General features: G+C 35.8%; 18 protein-coding genes, 1 tRNA gene and 1 pseudogene. 9 read left to right on the forward strand and 11 right to left on the reverse strand.

Going from position 1 to position 20034, the window contains the following annotated elements; all coding sequences use genetic code 11:
- The first annotated feature begins 12 nt into the window (after positions 1-12).
- The 3 genes and pseudogenes from SJY09_RS02420 to SJY09_RS02430 all read left to right on the forward strand — a co-directional run bounded on the left by SJY09_RS02420 (position 13) and on the right by SJY09_RS02430 (position 3406).
- Positions 13-1733 (forward strand): annotated as a pseudogene (locus SJY09_RS02420) (GMC family oxidoreductase).
- An 8-nt stretch (positions 1734-1741) separates the two neighbouring features.
- On the forward strand, positions 1742-2458 hold the full coding sequence (locus SJY09_RS02425) for a gluconate 2-dehydrogenase subunit 3 family protein (RefSeq protein WP_396638589.1): 717 nt from the start codon (positions 1742-1744) through the stop codon (positions 2456-2458).
- Positions 2459-2581: 123 nt separating this feature from the next.
- The gene (locus SJY09_RS02430) at positions 2582-3406 is read left to right on the forward strand and encodes a sugar phosphate isomerase/epimerase family protein (protein WP_396637373.1); all 825 of its coding nucleotides are present in this window, start codon (positions 2582-2584) and stop codon (positions 3404-3406) included.
- Positions 3407-3506: 100 nt separating this feature from the next.
- Here the strand turns inward: SJY09_RS02430 and SJY09_RS02435 are convergent, their stop codons facing one another.
- A complete protein-coding gene (locus tag SJY09_RS02435) occupies positions 3507-4427 on the reverse strand; it encodes a family 16 glycosylhydrolase (protein ID WP_396637374.1) in 921 nt (306 codons plus the stop codon).
- Positions 4428-4461: 34 nt separating this feature from the next.
- Entirely contained in the window at positions 4462-6255 is a 1794-nt protein-coding gene (locus tag SJY09_RS02440; protein ID WP_396637375.1) for an arylsulfatase, read from the reverse strand.
- Positions 6256-6408: 153 nt separating this feature from the next.
- Between SJY09_RS02440 and SJY09_RS02445 the strand changes: the two genes are divergently transcribed.
- The 4 genes from SJY09_RS02445 (at position 6409) to SJY09_RS02460 (ending at position 8736) form a co-directional block, all read left to right on the forward strand.
- Complete coding sequence (locus SJY09_RS02445) at positions 6409-7137, forward strand: M15 family metallopeptidase (RefSeq protein ID WP_396637376.1); 729 nt, start codon at positions 6409-6411, stop codon at positions 7135-7137.
- On the forward strand, positions 7124-8065 hold the full coding sequence (locus tag SJY09_RS02450) for an alpha/beta hydrolase (protein WP_396637377.1): 942 nt from the start codon (positions 7124-7126) through the stop codon (positions 8063-8065). The genes SJY09_RS02445 and SJY09_RS02450 overlap by 14 nt, the downstream gene beginning before the upstream one ends.
- Before the next feature lie 170 nt (positions 8066-8235).
- A tRNA-Pro gene (locus tag SJY09_RS02455) sits at positions 8236-8309 on the forward strand.
- Between the two features lie 193 nt (positions 8310-8502).
- Positions 8503-8736: an Arm DNA-binding domain-containing protein gene (locus SJY09_RS02460; protein ID WP_396637378.1), complete on the forward strand. Its 234-nt coding sequence runs from the start codon at positions 8503-8505 to the stop codon at positions 8734-8736.
- Positions 8737-9540: 804 nt separating this feature from the next.
- Here the strand turns inward: SJY09_RS02460 and SJY09_RS02465 are convergent.
- Complete coding sequence (locus SJY09_RS02465) at positions 9541-9945, reverse strand: hypothetical protein (RefSeq protein WP_396637379.1); 405 nt, start codon at positions 9943-9945, stop codon at positions 9541-9543.
- A 383-nt stretch (positions 9946-10328) separates the two neighbouring features.
- Here SJY09_RS02465 and SJY09_RS02470 point away from each other — a divergent pair, with 383 nt between their 5' ends.
- Complete coding sequence (locus SJY09_RS02470; protein WP_396636911.1) at positions 10329-11402, forward strand: IS110 family transposase; 1074 nt, start codon at positions 10329-10331, stop codon at positions 11400-11402.
- 239 nt (positions 11403-11641) lie between these two features.
- Here the strand turns inward: SJY09_RS02470 and SJY09_RS02475 are convergent, their stop codons facing one another.
- The 5 genes from SJY09_RS02475 to SJY09_RS02495 all read right to left on the reverse strand — a co-directional run bounded on the left by SJY09_RS02475 (position 11642) and on the right by SJY09_RS02495 (position 15657).
- Positions 11642-12055: a hypothetical protein gene (locus SJY09_RS02475; protein WP_396637380.1), complete on the reverse strand. Its 414-nt coding sequence runs from the start codon at positions 12053-12055 to the stop codon at positions 11642-11644.
- 758 nt (positions 12056-12813) lie between these two features.
- The gene (locus SJY09_RS02480) at positions 12814-13359 is read right to left on the reverse strand and encodes a hypothetical protein (RefSeq protein ID WP_396636270.1); all 546 of its coding nucleotides are present in this window, start codon (positions 13357-13359) and stop codon (positions 12814-12816) included.
- 211 nt (positions 13360-13570) lie between these two features.
- On the reverse strand, positions 13571-14053 hold the full coding sequence (locus SJY09_RS02485) for an RDD family protein (protein WP_396637381.1): 483 nt from the start codon (positions 14051-14053) through the stop codon (positions 13571-13573).
- Between the two features lie 193 nt (positions 14054-14246).
- Complete coding sequence (locus SJY09_RS02490; protein ID WP_396637382.1) at positions 14247-14918, reverse strand: hypothetical protein; 672 nt, start codon at positions 14916-14918, stop codon at positions 14247-14249.
- Between the two features lie 169 nt (positions 14919-15087).
- Positions 15088-15657, reverse strand: a complete 570-nt coding sequence (locus SJY09_RS02495) for a hypothetical protein (RefSeq protein ID WP_396637383.1) — start codon at positions 15655-15657, stop codon at positions 15088-15090.
- Between the two features lie 392 nt (positions 15658-16049).
- On the opposite strand from SJY09_RS02495, the gene SJY09_RS02500 reads away from it, so the two are divergent.
- Entirely contained in the window at positions 16050-17132 is a 1083-nt protein-coding gene (locus tag SJY09_RS02500; protein ID WP_396636261.1) for an IS110 family transposase, read from the forward strand.
- Between the two features lie 156 nt (positions 17133-17288).
- Here the strand turns inward: SJY09_RS02500 and SJY09_RS02505 are convergent, their stop codons facing one another.
- From SJY09_RS02505 to SJY09_RS02515, 3 genes are all read right to left on the reverse strand, one after another.
- Positions 17289-18194 carry a hypothetical protein gene (locus SJY09_RS02505; protein WP_396637384.1) on the reverse strand — a complete coding sequence of 302 codons (906 nt, stop codon included), beginning with the start codon at positions 18192-18194 and terminating at the stop codon, positions 17289-17291.
- A 474-nt stretch (positions 18195-18668) separates the two neighbouring features.
- A complete protein-coding gene (locus SJY09_RS02510; protein WP_396637385.1) occupies positions 18669-19073 on the reverse strand; it encodes a hypothetical protein in 405 nt (134 codons plus the stop codon).
- 243 nt (positions 19074-19316) lie between these two features.
- Positions 19317-19928, reverse strand: coding sequence for a hypothetical protein (locus tag SJY09_RS02515; protein ID WP_396637386.1), 612 nt, complete (start codon positions 19926-19928; stop codon positions 19317-19319).
- Between the last annotated feature and the right edge of the window lie 106 nt (positions 19929-20034).

Consider the following 20034-nt stretch of genomic DNA (forward strand, 5'->3'; position numbering starts at 1 on the left):
AAAATTGTATTCATGCAAATAAAAGAATCTTCAGAAATTTATGATGTTATAATCGTCGGTTCTGGTGCTGGCGGTGGTATGGCTACCAAACAATTGGCCGATGCAGGTTTAAATGTTGCCGTTGTGGAAGCTGGCCCATTTTTTGATCCGGCGGACCCGAAGACTATGACGCAGTTAAAATGGCCTTATGAATCTCCTCGCAGAGGAGCGGGTACCGATCGTGCGTTTGGCGAATGGGACATGTCCTACGGTGATTGGGAAGTTGAAGGCGAACCGTATACACACACTCCCGGAACTATATTCAGATGGTGGCGCTCCAGAATGTTGGGAGGGCGCACCAATCACTGGGGACGTATCTCTCTAAGGTTCGGGCCAAAAGATTTTAAAGGAAAAACGAGAGACGGACACGGAGATGATTGGCCCATAGGTTATGATGATGTAAAGCCTTATTACGATAAAGTGGACAAACTTATTGGGGTTTTCGGAACCAATGAAGGTTTAGAGGATGATCCAGACGGATTTTTCCTTCCCCCCCAAAACCAAGACTACATGAATTGTACTACATAGAGGGTGCAAAAAAAGCTAATGTTCCTGTTATTCCAGGTAGATTGTCCATGTTGACTAAAAAAATCAATAATGATAGAGGCGTTTGTTTCTATTGTGGACAATGTGGTAGATCTTGTCAGGTATATGCAGATTTTTCAGCTGGCAGCTGTTTAATTTTTCCGGCACAGAAAAGTGGAGGTAAGGTTAAGCTCTTTGTAAACTCAATGGTTCGCGAGGTTTTGACCAATGATGAAGGTAAGGCAACTGGAGTATCTTATATTAATAAAGAAGATAGAAAAGAATATGAACTAAGAGGAAAAGTTGTAGTTCTTGCCGCATCTGCCTGTAGTTCTGCACGTATCCTTTTAAACTCTAAGAGCAAACAACACCCCAACGGATTGGGTAATAGCAGTAATTTGATAGGGAAATATTTACATGATTCTACAGGTGCAGGAGCTGCTGGGGTTATTCCCGGTCTAATGAATCGTGATGTTTCTTATAACGAAGATGGAGTAGGGGGAATGCACGTGTATTCACCATGGTGGGGAGATAATTCCAAACTAGATTTTCCAAGGGGTTACCACATAGAAATATGGGGAGGTATGAGCCAGCCTAATTATGGCTTTGGTTGGAACCAAGGAGATTTAAACCAGTATTTTGGAATGAAAGTCGGTGGTTATGGAGATAGCCTAAGAGAAGATGTGAAAAAATATTACGGTTCTGTAATAGGTTTTGGCGGCCGTGGAGAAGGTATTGCAAGAAAGGAAAATTATTGTGAAATAGACCCCACAACGGTAGACGAGTATGGTATACCTGTATTAAAGTTTAATTATCAATGGTCAGATTTTGAAAGAAATCAAGCCAAGCATATGCAAGATACTTTTGAAGAAATCATTCATAACATGGGTGGGATTTATCTAGGTGAAAAACCAGGAAAAGATAAAGATTATGGACTAAATAAGCCGGGAGAGATTATCCACGAAGTTGGTACCACAAGAATGGGAGATGATCCAAAAACATCAGTTACCAATAAGTTTAATCAATTGCATGACGTAGACAACGTATTTGTTGTTGATGCGGGTGTATTTGTGTCGCAAGCGGATAAGAATTGTACTTGGACCATTATGGCATTGTCTTGGAGAGCTTCAGATTATATAATTGAACAACTTAAACAGCAAAATATCTAGAGGATATGATGGATAGAAGAAAAAGTATACAAACCTTAATTTTGGGTGCTGGGGCTTCAGCTTTAGCATTCCATGGCTGTAACACTGAAGATAAAACGCCAAATGAGGAGATAATCACTTCTGAGGATACCAAGTATTTTGGCAGAACACCTAAGGAATTAGAGCGCATAGAGAAGCTAAATGCAGAGCAAACGTTCAATGAGCATGAGATGGAGACCATTGCGGCTTTGAGCGTGGTTATTTTGCCGCCTAAAGAACCACATGGAGGGCCAATTGAGGCTGAGGTTCCTGAAATGATAGAGTTTATGTCCAAAGATATCCCGGACATGGCACCAACGTTATTGGGAGGTTTAATGTGGTTGGATCATAAGAGCAATAAAGAATTTGGAACGGAGTTCAAATCTGCAACATTAGAACAGAAGAAGCAGATATGTGATCAAATCTGTTGGCACGATCCTGAGATTTCCATTGATGAGCAACCGCTAGAAATTCAGTTTTTTGCTTTAATGCGAAATCTTACCGTTACCGGTTACTATACATCCAAGGTTGGCATCGCCGATTTGGGTTACAAAGGAAATATGCCAAATGTGTGGGATGGAGTACCGCAAGAAGTTTTGGATAAGCATGGTGTTGCATATGACCCCGAGTGGATAGCAAAATGTGTAGACCAAAGTAAACGAGGCGTCATCGCGGAATGGGATGAAAAAGGAAATTTACTCACTTAATCTATAGGTTAGTAAACTACCAATGAGTAATCCCACATAGTATTTATAAGAAACTTAATTTTGATTTTGAGGCAAGCCTTGGGGTATTTTAGCCTTTTGGCGGTGCCAATAAAATAAGCTTAAATGAGAAATCTCAAGTGCGTGTTATCATTACTGATTTTTAGTCTGTTTGCTTCTTCACAGGAAGTTGGTTTACAACTGTACAGTTTAAGGAATCAGTTTAAAACGGATGTACCCGGTACTTTAAAATTGATAAGTGATTGGGATATTAACAAGTTAGAAGGAGGGGATACCTACGGTCTGTCCAATGAAGAATTTAATAAATTACTAGAAGTTAATAACCTGAAGGTAGTAAGTATAGGCGCCAGTTTTGAGGATTTAGAAAGCAATCTTGATAATGTAATAGCAAACGCTAAAAATCATGGTGCCAAGTACGTCATGTGTGCTTGGGTACCTCATGTCGATAACAAATGGGATTTAGAGGAAACTAAGTATGCTACCGATGTTTTTAACCAAGCGGGTAAGCAATTAAAGGATTATGGACTTGTACTAGCATATCATGCGCATGGTTATGAATTTAGACCCTATAAAAATGGAACCTTATTTGATTATATGGCAGAAAACGCGGTCGATTTTAAATTTGAATTGGATGTATATTGGGCGCATCATGGAGGGGCCGACCCATTGGCCTTAATGAAAAAATATCCTTCTAAATTCGTTTTACTTCACTTGAAGGATATGGAAAAAGGTGTGAAAGGGAATAATACGGGACATGAGGATGTCGAGACCAATGTAGTTTTAGGTACGGGCCAAATAGATATGGTAGGGGTTATAGCTGAAGCCAAAAAACTTGGCATTGAATATATGTTCATTGAGGATGAATCCTCACGAGTTGTAGAACAAGTACCCCAAAGTATGGCATTCTTGAAAAGCTTAAAAGAAAAGTAAAATACCTCTGGGTAAGCCCGCGGGACATTAAAAGAAAATCACGTTTACTTTCGACGGAAGCGTCGGAGCATACAAATCTCGATTATCGAGTAAATTTATTTTATTGTTTGTACACTTTAACCCAATCCACAATGAGATAGGATTGGTCTGGAATTTGAGCGTTATTAATATTCGTTCCATTGAAAAAAGCCCCGCCGACTGCCAAATTTAAAACCACTTTTTGATTTTTATTGAACATATCATCGATATAGATATAAGTGCCATTATCAAAATTTTTGATTTCTACTCCATCCAGGGAAATGATTAAGTTGTTTCTAGACCAGACAAGTTCGTAGACATGGAACTCAGTAGTAAGATCAATACCCGTATCATGGTTATATGTCGTAAAGGATGAATCGGTTATGGGCGTATTGGCTTCAGTACCGTAAAAGAAATTTGTAACATGCTCGTTGGTTCTATTGCCACGGAATTCCAAGATGTCTATTTCTCCTTGAGTAGGCCATGGATCACCATAACTCCAAAATGCGGGCCAAAGACCTTCTCCCGCCGGTAATTTAATTCTAGCGGCGATACGTAAGGTTCCTAGCATAGCGGGGTTATATAAATCTCTAGTTTCTATTCTTCCACTGGTGAATTCAAAGGATTTAAGCGTTGGATCAAATGGTGTAACAAACCCTGATGCATTTTCTCGTGCTTGTTCAATCAGCAAGTATCCGTCTTCGACAAAAAGATTTTGCTCTTGATATAATTGTAATTCTTGATTAAATGCACCGCCGTTCCAAATGTTCCATTCAAATAAGCCTTCATTAAAATTGTCTTCCCAAACTAATTCCCAACCTTCTACATCTGCCGCTGTAAAATCAAAACCTACGTTTGATACCTTTGGAAGTTCTTTTTCTACCTCTTCAGGTGGATTTTGGGCTTCTGGCTCAGGATTGTCCGGAATTATTGTTATTGAGGTATCCTCATTTCCAGAACAAGAAAAAATCACGAGGATTACAAGTATATAGATATTCTTCATCTTTTTTAAACGGGAAGATAATTGATTTTACTGATTATTTAATTCTTTTAAAGTTTAGGAGTCTTACATCCATAGCCGAAGCACCAGAAATAAGCGGAGCTTTTAAAGTTAAGATTCTTCTTCCTTTTTTTAATAATAGTTCTCCAAGCTGTTTTCTTTTAAAGTCTTTGACATAGGATTCACCTCTAAGAACACGGTCGTTTTTCATTCCTGTCAGTGGTGGGTCATGAGTTTCTGTAATGCGAGTCATTAATGTACTTTCTCCATTAGTTAATTCAACGGCCACTCCTTTAGTTGTAGATGCTAAGGTATAGTAAAGATCAACTTCAAATTTTCCATCGGCAAGTATTTCTACATCCCAAGTAATGGAGTCGTTTTCGCTTATCCAATTGGTAAAAAAGGTGTCGTTTGGAAAGTGATTACTACGCTTTATGTTCCCGTGGGGAATACCATCTCTAGCAGGAAGCTGCGTGTATTTAAAATCTGGATGTCCTAGCGTAAAAGGACGGTTGTCTTGATTTCTTGAGATTGGTAAGGTCTCATTTAACCATTTTGTTTTTACGGTTAGCAGGGAATCCCTTAGTTCACGTAATTGTCCCGAAAGATTTCTTTGTTGTGCTCTATCATTTTCCATATCGTATAAACGATTTTTCTGATCTAAACGATATTTTTGCGAACGCACTGTAGTTTTCTCTCCCCAACGATTATAAACGAATCTAGATTTCCATTGTTCTTGGGTTTTAAAAAGCAATGGGGTGAGATTTTTTCCATCTAAAGATCTATTAGTTTTACTTTTTGAATTTGTCAAAGCCTTTATGGTGGGTAGTATATCAATAGCACTTGCAATCTCTTGGATAGTTTCACCAGCAGGTAAGGTGTTCTTCCATTGAATAAAAAAAGGTGTACGTACACCGCCCTCATCAGGAGAACCTTTTCTTCCTCGCATACCACCGTTCCACCGCCAGTTATTGGGTCCATTATCCGACATGAAGATGATAATAGTGTTTTCTTCCAGATGTAATTCTTTCAGTTTCGATTGAATACGACCAACATTATCATCAATATTTACCACCATCGCTAAAGCAGCTTTTGTAAAATCTACTTCTTCTATTTCCGTTCCTTGATAGATGCGTTTCAACGATCTGTCTTTGAAACGATTCCAATATTTATCCGGTACCTGCATGGGGCTATGTGGTGTGTTAAACGGAAGGAAAAGGAAGAAGGGTTCATTGGCATGTTTGGTGATAAAACTCAGTCCTTTATTGGTAAGATCATCTGTTAAGAAACCATCGCCTTTTACGATTTTTCCATTGTGTTCTAACATAGGACTAAAATAGTTGCCCCAGTGACCTGAAGCGAATCCATAAAAATCATCAAAGCCCCTAGCATTAGGATGGTATGGTGGTTGCATTCCATTGTGCCATTTTCCATAGGCTGCCGTATGGTACCCCTCTTTCTTTAAAATGTCTGCAATAGTAGTTTCACCTAAGTTTAATCGTTCGCCTCCCGCTGAAGTGGCGTAGACCCCTAGTCTTGTGTAATGACGTCCCGTTAACAATTCCGCCCTAGTGGGAGAACATACAGGTTGCACGTAGAAATTTTCAAAAGAAACACCATTTTTTGCTAAAGCATCAATATTCGGGGTATTCAAATTTGTGTTCCCATTGCTACTTAAATCCCCCCAACCTTGATCATCCGTCATAATTAAGATGACATTTGGTTTTGAAGACAGTTCCCCGGTTTTTGAAATTAATGTACTAGTTCTATTATTACAAGATGATAATAATAAAACAAGGCTTGGTAGGGTAAATCTTAAAATACGATACATGTGATTGTTATTGTTCCTATATAAAGTTTAAGATACGTATTTCATCACCCAAAAAATATCAAATGATTTTAAACGAAGGGGTTAATTATTTTTCTTAACAACTAAAATCAAATTAGCTTAAATTTAAGGATCTTATCTTAGTTGAAACTTTTTATGAAATACTTCCCGTTTTTAGTAGTGTTTGGAATTCTAGTATTTTCTTGCGGAGAAAAGACTCCAAACAAACAAGAAAATAATATCCCTGTTAACGCGGATAATAGCTCGGCTACCATTCCGGAAAAGAAAGTTATTTTAGAAAAAAGATTTAAATCACTTAAAGGTTTAGCTGATACTACATTTGTTAGATTAGCTGATTTTAGTGATGATTTTGTTTATGATATGCGTTATGCTACGGATAATAATTTCCTGAAGGCTCAAGTTTATGATTGCGCTGAATGTTATACTAGGGTCAAAACAGTAAAGGCGCTTTTAAAGGCAAATTCAGAATTTATAACGAATGGGGTCAGGATTAAATTTTTTGACTGTTATCGTCCAAATGACGTACAATATAAAATGTGGAAAATTGTACCGAATCCGCAATATGTAGCAAACCCTGTAAAAGGGTCTATTCACAATAAAGGAGGAGCTGTGGATATTACCCTCGTAACCCTAGATGGTGAACCACTTGATATGGGTACCGATTTCGATTTCTTTGGTAAGCGGGCATACCATGATAATTTTGATTTGCCACAGGAAATTTTAGACAATCGAAAACTCCTGAAAGAGACTATGGAAAAACATGGTTTTTGGTCTACAAGAACGGAATGGTGGCATTACAATCTTCAAGGCGCAAGTAAATACCCGATTGCCAATTTTAAATGGGAATGTCATGAAGAAGATTAGTTTTAAAATTTTATGTATCGCTTTTTGTGTAATAGGAACAATTAGTTGTAGCCCAGAAGAACGCATAATTGCATTATGGCCCGAAGGTAATATTCCGAATCATATAGAATCCGATATCGAAGAGGTTCAAAATCGAACTGATATTTTGCGAATTAGTAATGTACAAGAACCGACTATTGAGGTCTTTTTACCTGATAATTCGATTGCCACGGGTAAAGCTATGCTAATTTTTCCTGGTGGGGGTTATGGAATTTTGGCTTACGACTGGGAAGGCACCAATATTGCTAAGTTCTTAAATGTACATGGTATAGCTGGAATTGTTGTAAAGTACCGTCTGCCTTCGGATAAAACTCAATTTGAGAAACACAAGGTACCTTTGATTGATGCGCAGCGCGCAATAAGGTTAGTTCGCAGTAAGGCGGATTCTTGGAATATTGATACCAATCAAATCGGTATTATTGGTTTTTCAGCAGGGGGGCATTTAGCTTCCACTTTAGGCACCCAATATAATAGAAAAGTTTACGAAGAAATTGATAGTGTTGATGATTTGAGCGCAAGGCCAGATTTTATGGCCTTAATTTATCCTGTCATTACGATGGGTGAGAATACCCATAAAGGTTCAAAAAAGAACCTATTGGGCGAAAATCCATCTATAGCTATGGTCAATCAATATTCAAATCAACTTCAAGTTAATGGTAATACGCCAACTACTTTTCTAGTGCACGCTATTGATGATAAGGTGGTTCCAAGAGAAAATAGTGAATATTTTCACACAATGCTTTCTGTAAATGGAAGTGAAGAAGATAAAGCGTCTTTGTATCTCTACGAAAAAGGGGGGCATGGTTTTAGTCTTGCAAAAGGTACTCCTAATTTAGAAGAATGGCCGCAAAAATTAATCGATTGGATTATTGGATTAAAGCTGGATTAATTTTTTGAAGAATTACTACTTTGTTCTTAACATCTTTTCTATTTTTGCATTCCAATTTCGGGATGTAGCCCCTCGATTTTATTCAGGATAAACTGCATTGCAGTTTGGATTTTGAAATAGTGAAAAACTACAATATAGTTTCGTTTTTTGGCGAATCTTTAAGATTACTTCGGGATGTAGCGCAGTCCGGTAGCGCACTCGGCTGGGGGTCGAGTGGTCGCAGGTTCAAATCCTGTCATCCCGACGAACCACTATTCAAGTGGTATCAAGGCACTGTTAACTGACTGGTTGACAGTGCTTTTCATTTTTAATGAATTCATCTGATATCATCTAATATCATATAAAAGGTGTAGAGTTCGGTGAATGGATTGGTACGTTTGTTGTGCATAATTTTGATAGTGTTTACGACTATTTAGTGTCGTCTTTGCAAACAAGGTTTGTTTAATCTACCTGTCGGCAGACAGGCTCAAAAGACACGTATCATTCGGAATAACAGCACATTAACAGTACTCATTTTTACAAGGGACATCACTAACAACCCTGAAAAGCTCACAATTTATGCCAGAATAACCGTCGATGGAAGACGTGCTGAAATCAGTTTGAAACGTTATACCTCTGTGAATGTTTGGGACGTTTCTAAGGGAAGCTTACAATTAGTCCAATTAGACTAATAATTATTCCAATAATATTTTTTTTACTCATTCGTTGTGTTTTGTAGATTTCTAATTTTTTTATTTTCCAGCGTTTGAACGAATTCGGTCAGCGTTTTATTCCGCAAACTTTTTCAATTCCGCAACTTGCTCAATTCCAGATTCAGTTCGGTTTTTTCAATTCAGATTATGATTCCGAAAGCAAGTCAAAAATTCAGAATTTAATTAGATTTCTTTTCTGACTTGTTTATATTATAATAACTTAAAAAAGATGAAGCTGACATAATTAACCATCCTAATCTGAAAAGCCAAATACTTCCAAATAATGAACCAGGTTCAGAATCGAAAATCGAGGCTATAAATACTATTCCAGTTAAAATTCCGGATATTAAGGATAAAGTTTTTTTGGTTTTTATTGTCATAAAATTAAGTTTAATTAGTATTTCGGGTTATTTCGCCAATGAATGCCAACGGTTCGGCTAAGCGTAGTGCGGTAGTAAGGAAACTTTTCGTTTCCGTCTATGCACGAAGCTAAAGCTTTTGGTTTAGTTTTATTTTTTTTTATCCAAAGCTAAATCCCAAAGATTTAGCGACTTCATAAATATACACAGACCTTTCGGTTTTGCCCTAAAGTCCGCATTACGTTTAGGCATTGTTAGGCGCAGTTTTTCTCCGTTCGAGTGGGTTGTTTCTACTACGTTTTCTTTTGATTTTTTCCACCCGAGTTGGAAGTCCATCCGCAACAGTTACGTTTGAGTAAAGTCCATTTGCGTTCTGTTTGCCTTCCAATTTTCAAATCTTTTCCAAACTGCTACGTCATTAATTTCATTCGATTTTTTTCAATATTAAGTTTATATTATTTTCATCTATAAAGGATTTAAATAAATCGAAGTCATTAAATTCAGTTGTATTTTTTATTATAATTTCTGGACTAGGTAAATCATCATAAATATTTTTAATTACCCAATATTTAAAGTTTGAGTTCTTACGAGCGCTACCTGATTTGGCTATAATCCAATCTGAATTCGACGATATTTCCAAGACAGTCATAGGAACTATTTCCGTGCCTGAACTAGCACATTTCTCTGTTTTATATAGAATTCTTCTATCCACGTTATCATATTCAGAAAGGAAAATATTATTTCCGAGATGATTTTCCTTTGTTCCGAAACAGCACGAATTCAAGAAAATCAATAAAGTAAAATTGATGAATATTAATCTTGTTTTCATTTGTAGTTTAAAATTGCGCCTAACGGCTAGGCTCGTATGTTTGTTTCTTAGGTTGAAGATAAGATATTTAGGATAATCCATTAGCTTAAAGGGAAGTGTGGTTTCGTGTTTCGGCCAGATACTTAAAATGGATATCGTTGCTTAGGTCTACACACTTCCCAAGCTAATGTTTTAAAACATTAGCTTGGGAAGTGAACAAAAGCTAGAATAGAAGGGACAGAGAGGTCTCGGCTAGATACACTTAAGGTGATATCGTTTCATAGAAATCCCGCCCTTCTATAGTTTTCTTGGAATCCGGACAGTACCTAGACCCTATTTTACAGAGGTCGAATCAAATGCGAGCAAGGATGATAAAGAAGGTTATAGCTTAAAAAAATAATGTTATGGAAAAGCGCTTAAAACAATGTTTGGGTATTGATGTCTCTAAACTAAACTTATCATTATCCCTAGGTTTTCTGACCGATAAGCTGAACAAAGAATTCATATCACATCCAGATGTGCCCAATGATCTGTCAGGTTATAAAGAGCTTTTGAAATGGTTAAGGAAATCGGTGGATGCTAGCGTTGAGCTTTTAGTGGTTATGGAAGCCACGGGAGTTTACCATCAGGGTATCGCCCATTATCTGCATTCCAAAGGTTATTCGGTTTGTGTAATGCAGTCGGGCAGGGTGAAGAGTTATGCCCGTAGTCTTGACCAACGCTCAAAGACAGATGCGCTGGATAGTAAAATGCTCGGTATGCTCGGTCTGGAAAGGTCTATTCGTTTATGGGAGCCACCCAGTGAAGAACTTCAACGCTTAAAAGCATTGAGCAGGGAACGTAGTTCTTTGTTAAAGGATAGGACAATAGAGAACAATCGTCAGGGAGCAATTTCGTCGAGTGTTTATAGGAATGCCAAAGCCCTTAAAAGGCATAAGAACAGGCTGAAACTTATCAATGGTCAAATAGGATCTATAGAAGAAGAAATGCAGGACCTGATATCCAAAAACAAAGTACTGCGGAACAAGATAGGCTTTATGATGAGTATACCTGGTATTTCATTTATATCCGCAGCTACCGTTATAGGAGAGACCTTGGGTTTTGCTTCTATCGTAAACGCGAAACAACTGACCAGCTACGCCGGTTACGATGTTGTCTTGCGAGAGTCGGGGAACTTCAAGGGCAAAACAAGGATCAGCAAAAAGGGTAACAGCCATATTCGTGCCGTTCTACATATGCCTTCGATGACCTGTGTGCGTTGTAATCCAACATTGAAACAATTCTATAACCGACTTAAGCCAAAGAAAGCAAAGCCACTGGTGGCCTTAATAGCGGTTCAGAGAAAGCTGTTGATATTAATGTACACCCTATGGAAAAACGAAGAATTCTATGATGCGGATTTTGAAACTAAAAAGCAGCAAAAGCGTGAAGCCCTTGCTGCGCAGGATAACAACTTGATTGCTCAACTTGTTTCCTAATATTTTAAAGAAAAAGCTTGCTTTTTAACACAGTACCTATGAACAGTACGGGTGTAAACTAGCGTTTGCTTTCCGCCATGCACATAGCAAAATCTTTTTGTTTTGTTTTTTCTTTTCCTTGTTTAAAGCAAAATCCCAAAGATTTTGCGGACCTCATAAAAATACGCAAACCCTGAGATTAAGCTCGAAGCCCGTATTGTTTATAGGTTTTGTTGTAGCCAGTTTTTTTTTTCCAATATTCAATTCAAGTTAAAAGACATTGATTGTTTAGTTTCATTATTGAAAATTAAAAATCCACTATCTTTTATAAATTCAATCTGTATTTCTTCAGGGGTAAAAGACATTTCTCCAAATTGTACAGAGTCTAAAACAAATTGAGCAACATTTTTAATTCTTTTTTCAGCATAATCCTGCTCCTTCATAATCTTGTCTATATCGGAAGAGTTTTTTATTACGATATCTATGAATTTACGATTTTCAGTTACCTTTCCATTGGTTTTGGATTCCGTTTGAGATAATCCAATACTTGTCCATTCCGCTCCGAACTTCTCCGCTACATATTTTTCTGCGTCATTCATTTCTGCTTTCTCGGACGAACACGCTGTTATTACAAGTCCGAATAATAAAAATAGGAGTGATTTCGTGTATTTCATTTTTTTTAAATTGGCTACAACGTCTCGGCTATGCTTAGTGCGGGGCGGAAATCCAGCGGATTTCCTGTCTTGCGCTAAGCTAAACCTTTGGGTTTCGCTTTTCCTTTTTTGTCCAAAGCTAAATCCCAAAGATTTAGCGACATCATAAAGATACACAGAACTTGGCGTTAAAACCTAAGCCCGCATTAAGTATAGGCATTGTTGTAATTAGTGGTTTTGCGTTCTGATTGGCACGTTTTAGTTCGTAATTACTGCGTACAGATTGGTTGTATTGATAAACAATAAAACAAGTCCATTTACATAGCTGTTGCGTACGAGTAAGGTCCATCTGCGCAAACTAGCTAAGAAGTCCATCTGCGCAACAATTAGATAGGAGTGAAGTCCATTTGCGCAAAGTTGTTCAGAAATCCATTTGCGCAAACTTGCTGTCCATTTGCGTTTAGATTGAAAATAATTTTATAAAATCAATACATTTTTACGCAATAATCCGCTCTGTTTTTTAGAATCAGATTACGCATTTTTGAGGTTGGTAAATTGTTTTTTTACCATTAATTACAACGGTCACGGCTAAGCGTAGTGCGGTTGTAAGGAAACTTTTCGTTTCCGTCTGCGCACGAAGCTAAAGCTTATTGTTTTGATTTATTTTTTCTATTCTAAAGCTAAATCCATAAGATTTAGTGACCTTATAAATATACACAGACCTTAGGTTTCAGCCCTAAAGTCCGTATTACGTTTAGGCATTGTTGTAAAACGTTTTTTTAGTACTGCTTTTCGTCAATTAATTCTCCATTCCTAGAATAGATTTTCCAGACTCCTATTTTTTTATTCCCAATCATTTTGCCCTCTTTCTTTAGATACATACTATCTAATTTCATTGAATAGTTATAGAATTTGTCATTACTTATGACTTTAGTTTTTTCGTCGACACGTAACAACTCTTCCAAATCGGTGGTTTCCGAATCAATTTCAAAGGTTGTTGATTCGCTACAAAGTCCACCAAAGTTCAAATAACATTTTTGAGATAACAAATTTCCAAATCGGTCAAATTTGGCTGTCATTTTTACTTGTCCATTCCTGTAATACTGATAATAATCTCCAAAATAGTAGTCGGCAGAATAATCCCCAACTTTGTATGTTAAAACAGTACCCTTTTCCTTTATCTCTCCATTTTTGTATAGCTCTTCAAAATTTATAGTATCTGTTGCAATCAGCTTTTCAGTCAAAATTTCGTATTCCTTAGAATATTGAGAGAATAAACAGAAGGTGGTAAAAACTGTAAATATGATTGTGGTTATAAATTTCATTAAAATGTTTTACAACGGTGCGGCTATGATTAGTGCGGCGCAGAAATCCAGCGGATTTCCAGCTACGCGCTAAGCAAAAGCTTTTGGTTTTGTTTTTTCTTTTTTTGTTCGAAAGCAAAATCCCAAAGATTTTGCGACTATATAAATATACACAGACCTTGGCGTAAAACCCGAAGTCCGTATTAATTATAGGCATTGTTACCATACGTTTTTATTTTGCGTCTGATTCGCTTTTAACAACCACAGTTTTTGCCCACATATCGCCAAGCCTTTGATTTAATTCTGAATTTTTTATAATGATTATCGCTACGAGTCCAAAAAAGATCATATCAATAGGGTCAAGTAGATGTCTTTTAAAAGATTGTCCAAAAGTTGGCTTGTCCATGTAGTTACCCCAATTTTGTCCATCTGCGTCTTTTTTAATTGATTTTGGCATTAGTCCAACGATTCCATTTCCGAGAGTTGCTCCAAAAAATTGCTCAAGTCCAACCGTCATAAGCAACCAAAATAATATTGGTCCAAGAGCCGGAAGTCCATTTATAGTGAAACCTCCATCGCCGTCTGGTTGTCCAAATTGATAACCGTAGATAAAAAAGAAAGTATATATAATTAAGTAGTCTATAAAACCTGCAAGAAATCTTTTTCCAATTGAAGATTCGGTTTTTATTTCGGATAAAGTTTGGTTGGTGTTCATATGTTCAAAATGTATGGTAACGTTGCGGCTAAGCGTAGTGCGGGGGCAAGGAAACTTTTCGTTTCCGTCTGCGCACGAAGCTAAAGCTTATTGTTTAGTTTTATTTTTCTTGTCCAAAGCTAAATCCATAAGATTTAGCGACATCATAAATATACACAGACCTTTCGATTTAGCCCTGAAGTCCGCATTACGTTTAGGCTTTGTTAGGCACAGTCTTTTTCTGTTTCTTGCTCAGTTCATGAATATGACGCTTTTCTAACCGTCCAACTTTTTTGTCTCTTTTTAGCATATCATTTTGTGTCAAATAATGTATTGCTAGAAATATTTGAACATTTCTATCATTTAAATCCCACTCTTGGGGGTGTTCAATTATACTGATGGAAATTAAATTGATATTACTAAACCCACCAATGAATTCAAGCTTATCTGCATAATATTCTAAAAACTTGTTTGATTTGCCTAATGCTTTAACGAAATCAATTACAATTGGATTGTAGCTAAAGACAATCGATTTGTATTCATATTTCGGTTTACTTGCTAAATAAGTTGAATTGGAAATCCACCATATTTTGTTGAATGTAGAGTCTGATATTTTAGAGTATAATTTTTTCTGTTTTCTCCAACTGATTTTTTTGCCAATATATTTATATTCCCAGTCATTTAATTTTGGTAAGGCGCTAGTTATACAAACTCCAAATTTTGTGCTGTCCGTAGTTCCGCAAAATTCAGATTGAAAAAAGTCCGTAATCAGATTCAAGTCCTTAATTTCAGAATCAGAGAAATAGGTTTTCAAGTCCATTTTAGAGCTCTGTCCAAGACAAGTCCCAAATATTAAAAGCATGAACCAGAGTAAAGAGAATTTCATTGGTTTTAGATTGTGGCTAACGTCTCGGCTATGATTAGTACGGGAATAAAAGTGAACTTTTTTTCCGTTTAAGCAATTAGCCGAATCTTTTTGTTTGTTTTTATTTTTTCTATTTAAAAGCCAAATCCAAAAGATTTGGCGGACTTTCTAAATATTCACATACCTTGGCTTAAAGCCCGAAACCCGTATTAATTATAGCCATTGTTGTAGTGCGTTTTTTTGTCCAGTTTTTATACTCCATTGTAATTTCAATATTTTGGTCTCCGTGAATTTTTTCTTTGTATTCAAATTTTGTTTTATAACTAATCCGATACTTTTCCAAAACAGAATCAATTTTGTTTTTTTCGGTTAGAGCAATTTTCTGCTTATTCCTAAAACTGCTTAAATTAAATAAAGCACCCATTATTATTGTAATTCCAACTGCAATTGGCATAAACCTATTTAGCCAGTAATAAGGTGAATTTGAATGCAATTCAGCAAAAATCTTGTTTCCCATTATCGATAATATTCCAATAACTATTAAAACACAAAAAATCAGATATTCCCTTTTTCTAAATTTGCTTATTCGTTCTAATTCCAGAAGAATAGTAACCAGTTGTTGTTCAAATTTTTCATTCAATTTAATGTCCCTACAATTTTTAATGAAATCGGGTTTTTTCTTAGTTAACTTACAGGTCACGCCTTTTTTCAGACTGGTAATTTCATTTTCACATAAAGCACAATGTCTTATAAGCTCCATTATTTATTCGGTTGATTTTAAATGCACTACAACGGTTTAGCTCGTATGTTTGTTTCTTAGGTTGAAGATAAGATATTTAGGATAATCCATTAGCTTAAAGGGAAGTGTGGTTTCGTGTTTCGGCCAGATACTTAAAATGGATATCGTTGCTTAGGTCTACACACTTCCCAAGCTAATGTTTTAAAACATTAGCTTGGGAAGTGAACAAAAGCTAGAATAGAAGGGACAGAGAGGTCTCGGCTAGATACACTTAAGGTGATATCGTTTCATAGAAATCCCGCCCTTCTATAGTTTTCTTGGAATCCGGACAGTACCTAGACCCTATTTTACAGAGGTCGAATCAAATGCGAGCAAGGATGATAAAGAAGGTTATAGCTTAAAAAAATAATGTTATGGAAAAGCGCTTAAAACAATGTTTGGGTATTGATGTCTCTAAACTAAACTTATCATTATCCCTAGGTTTTCTGACCGATAAGCTGAACAAAGAATTCATATCACATCCAGATGTGCCCAATGATCTGTCAGGTTATAAAGAGCTTTTGAAATGGTTAAGGAAATCGGTGGATGCTAGCGTTGAGCTTTTAGTGGTTATGGAAGCCACGGGAGTTTACCATCAGGGTATCGCCCATTATCTGCATTCCAAAGGTTATTCGGTTTGTGTAATGCAGTCGGGCAGGGTGAAGAGTTATGCCCGTAGTCTTGACCAACGCTCAAAGACAGATGCGCTGGATAGTAAAATGCTCGGTATGCTCGGTATGCTCGGTCTGGAAAGGTCTATTCGTTTATGGGAGCCACCCAGTGAAGAACTTCAACGCTTAAAAGCATTGAGCAGGGAACGTAGTTCTTTGTTAAAGGATAGGACAATAGAGAACAATCGTCAGGGAGCAATTTCGTCGAGTGTTTATAGGAATGCCAAAGCCCTTAAAAGGCATAAGAACAGGCTGAAACTTATCAATGGTCAAATAGGATCTATAGAAGAAGAAATGCAGGACCTGATATCCAAAAACAAAGTACTGCGGAACAAGATAGGCTTTATGATGAGTATACCTGGTATTTCATTTATATCCGCAGCTACCGTTATAGGAGAGACCTTGGGTTTTGCTTCTATCGTAAACGCGAAACAACTGACCAGCTACGCCGGTTACGATGTTGTCTTGCGAGAGTCGGGGAACTTCAAGGGCAAAACAAGGATCAGCAAAAAGGGTAACAGCCATATTCGTGCCGTTCTACATATGCCTTCGATGACCTGTGTGCGTTGTAATCCAACATTGAAACAATTCTATAACCGACTTAAGCCAAAGAAAGCAAAGCCACTGGTGGCCTTAATAGCGGTTCAGAGAAAGCTGTTGATATTAATGTACACCCTATGGAAAAACGAAGAATTCTATGATGCGGATTTTGAAACTAAAAAGCAGCAAAAGCGTGAAGCCCTTGCTGCGCAGGATAACAACTTGATTGCTCAACTTGTTTCCTAATATTTTAAAGAAAAAGCTTGCTTTTTAACACAGTACCTATGAGTAGTTGCGTGGTTTAGCACTTAACTTTGCAAGTACACACCAAGTTGGAAATTCCGCAGGAATTTCCAAATTAGGCAAGAACCAGCAATTACTTATAGCCATTGTTGTAGCACGTTATATTATTAAGGCTATAAATAAAATCAGAGTAAATACTGACAATAAGTTCAGACTAAAAATCAATATTGGTCCCAAAATTCTAGGTTCAGATTCAAATTCTCCGTTTGATAACATCGCCCAAGGAAATATATTGAATATAAAAAAAACAAAAAAAGCAAATATGGTTATAGGTATTGATATAGCTCTATTTTTAAAGAAACTAATTATTGACTTTCCCCAACTACTTACTTGGATGTTTCCTTCTTTATTTTCCGTGATTTCATATGTATTTATAGTTCCTTTTTCAATTTTCCCACTTATTAAAATATTAACAGTTGGCTCATTAGAAACCAATACGTTCATAATTACTTCGTCATTAGGGTTAAGTAGACTAGGAAGATAGGTAAAAACTCCTTTTCCATTTGATTCAATTAGTTCAATTTCAGAATTTTGTTGGTTAGCATCATTAATTTTTAGTATATCAAGTATGAATACATCATTATTTTTCTTTTTAAAATTGTCAGTAATATTAAATCGGATAGGACCATCTATAAAATCAGATTTTTTAATAGGAATGTCTCCTGTATTTGATATTCTAACTATGATACTTGAGATGTTATTAATATTTAATGAGTCGTACTGTATAGAAACACTACTTTTTAATTGGTCATTGTTATCTAAAAGCTTTTGAGGTATATTATATTGTATTTCAAGTTGCTTCTTTTCAGATTGAAAAAAATTAAATAAAATGGTTGATGTAATTGGAATTAGAATTGCTAATACTGCAATTATATTTTGTGGTCGACTATACCAAGGTTTAGAAGAGAGAATCCTTTCTCTTTCCATCCTGATTTTATTAGACCTTTCTTTAAGGTCTTCTAACTTTTCTCTATAATTATGGTATTCTTCTTCTTTTCTTCCCATATTTTTTTTCTAATGTGCTACAACGGTTAGTATATGAAAAGTAGGGCGGTTGATAAGCACTATATTTCGGGTTTAACACTTAGCTAAATATAAATATTTTGTTTTTAATTTCGTTTAAATACCAAATTTTATATTTGGCGAACTTTGTAAATAGACACAGAACTTTGAAGTTAGCACAAAAGCCCTATTTTTTATATACATTGTTAGCTTTTCGTTTTTTTGACGATTTGTAATTTCACTAAACGATTCATTCAGTATTTTCAATCCCAGCCGAGTAAGAAATTCTCAAAACAGTGTTATTTTTCATAATAATTGATGTTTTAAAACTTTAAAAGAATAGGAGAGTACACAGGTGTTTTCAATCGAGCAAACAAGCTAGATGTCGTAATGTTATGTTTATAGCATAATATACGCTTCAAAAGACTGTAATTTGAACATCAGATTAGCTTACAGAATAAAAGTTAATGTTTTTTGTTAGTATAATTTTTGTTCAGATGTGAATTCTTTATCTATAAATGAATTCAATATTATTAGTGATTTTTTTTCTATTTTATTAGTATCAATTTTGATAGTATTTGTTTCACAATTAAATATTATATCTCCAGCAAATTTTTTAATGTTTATTATTTCGTTGTATTTTACAGTTCTTAACTTTCTATCATACATAGTGAATTCTTTATTGTAAATTCTTAAATATCCGTCATTGACTTTATTAATGTATTTTAAAATTGTATAAACTCCAAGAAATAACCATAAAATTGATATTATAACTTCAAAGCCATACATCATAGAGATCATATAAACTGCCATTAAAGTTAATATAATACCTGAGATTAGATGTGTAATAAGATTTGAATTTGAATACTTTATTTTTATCATAATTTTAATAGAGGAGCACGGATTATTAATTTATTCTAAGTTGTTTAAAATTTCACAATGAAAGCTAACGGTTGGGCTAAGCGTAGTGCGGAGGCAAGGAAACTTTTCGTTTCCGTCTGGGCACGAAGCTAAAGCTTATTGTTTAGTTTTTATTTTTTCTTGTCCAAAGCTAAATCCCAAAGATTTAGCGACCTTATAAATTTACACAGACCTTTTGGTTTTGCCCTAAAGTCCGCATTACGTTTAGGTTTTGTTGGCAATAGTTATTTCTTTTTTAAAGTCCTGAATTTTATTATAATCTTCGATTCCTAATATGTCAATAAGTGGTAACCATCCAAGAATTCCATTTTTATGATAGTGCGTCAGTAATTCTTTAAAATGACTCAGCCTTTCAGATTCGGTTTGTAAAAAATTACATTTTATTTTTTGTCCATTTTTCAGTTCAAGAGTCATTACGTTGTTTAATCCATTGGACAAGTGTGGAGTGAATTCCAGCATAGAATTAACAAACATTCCCCTAATATCAAATGCTTGAGTAAAGTCCAATTTTGATATTTGAGATAGGTTATAATTTGCCTCGTCCATTTGTATTCTGTCTTCCCAAAAAGTCAATTTACCGCAATATGTTCCTATTTCTCGTTCATAGCGAAAGAAGGTGCTAATCATAAGTCCGATTACATAAACTAGCCATAGAATTAATAGAGTAGTGTCCCAACCATTAAAATCATATCCGTGAGATTGCTTTAAATATGTCATTAAAAATACCAAGCCTGTCCAAAAAATACCGACCAATTTTTCAGGAGAAATATAAATCCCTTTTCTTTTTTGAAATATTTTAAGACTTCTAGGTCGCATTCTATAATTATTGCCAACGGTCTCGTATATGAAACGTAGCGGGTAAATAGACGCTGACGTTTCCGATTATACACAAGCCGAATTTTTATGTTTTGTTTTTATCTTT

The organism is Maribacter sp. R77961, assembly GCF_044594925.1.
Lineage (GTDB): Bacteria > Bacteroidota > Bacteroidia > Flavobacteriales > Flavobacteriaceae > Maribacter.

Bases quoted from the DNA above. Each gene is read 5' to 3' on its own strand.
- SJY09_RS02505 (WP_396637384.1), bottom strand. From the start codon at position 18,194: ATGGGAAGAAAAGAAGAAGAATACCATAATTATAGAGAAAAGTTAGAA.
- SJY09_RS02445 (WP_396637376.1), top strand. From the start codon at position 6,409: ATGAAATACTTCCCGTTTTTAGTAGTGTTTGGAATTCTAGTATTTTCT.
- SJY09_RS02480 (WP_396636270.1), bottom strand. From the start codon at position 13,359: ATGAAATTTATAACCACAATCATATTTACAGTTTTTACCACCTTCTGT.
- SJY09_RS02485 (WP_396637381.1), bottom strand. From the start codon at position 14,053: ATGAACACCAACCAAACTTTATCCGAAATAAAAACCGAATCTTCAATT.
- SJY09_RS02475 (WP_396637380.1), bottom strand. From the start codon at position 12,055: ATGAAATACACGAAATCACTCCTATTTTTATTATTCGGACTTGTAATA.
- SJY09_RS02515 (WP_396637386.1), bottom strand. From the start codon at position 19,928: ATGCGACCTAGAAGTCTTAAAATATTTCAAAAAAGAAAAGGGATTTAT.
- SJY09_RS02450 (WP_396637377.1), top strand. From the start codon at position 7,124: ATGAAGAAGATTAGTTTTAAAATTTTATGTATCGCTTTTTGTGTAATA.
- SJY09_RS02490 (WP_396637382.1), bottom strand. From the start codon at position 14,918: ATGAAATTCTCTTTACTCTGGTTCATGCTTTTAATATTTGGGACTTGT.
- SJY09_RS02495 (WP_396637383.1), bottom strand. From the start codon at position 15,657: ATGGAGCTTATAAGACATTGTGCTTTATGTGAAAATGAAATTACCAGT.
- SJY09_RS02510 (WP_396637385.1), bottom strand. From the start codon at position 19,073: ATGATAAAAATAAAGTATTCAAATTCAAATCTTATTACACATCTAATC.
- SJY09_RS02430 (WP_396637373.1), top strand. From the start codon at position 2,582: ATGAGAAATCTCAAGTGCGTGTTATCATTACTGATTTTTAGTCTGTTT.
- SJY09_RS02465 (WP_396637379.1), bottom strand. From the start codon at position 9,945: ATGAAAACAAGATTAATATTCATCAATTTTACTTTATTGATTTTCTTG.
- SJY09_RS02470 (WP_396636911.1), top strand. From the start codon at position 10,329: ATGGAAAAGCGCTTAAAACAATGTTTGGGTATTGATGTCTCTAAACTA.
- SJY09_RS02435 (WP_396637374.1), bottom strand. From the start codon at position 4,427: ATGAAGAATATCTATATACTTGTAATCCTCGTGATTTTTTCTTGTTCT.
- SJY09_RS02500 (WP_396636261.1), top strand. From the start codon at position 16,050: ATGGAAAAGCGCTTAAAACAATGTTTGGGTATTGATGTCTCTAAACTA.
- SJY09_RS02425 (WP_396638589.1), top strand. From the start codon at position 1,742: ATGGATAGAAGAAAAAGTATACAAACCTTAATTTTGGGTGCTGGGGCT.
- SJY09_RS02440 (WP_396637375.1), bottom strand. From the start codon at position 6,255: ATGTATCGTATTTTAAGATTTACCCTACCAAGCCTTGTTTTATTATTA.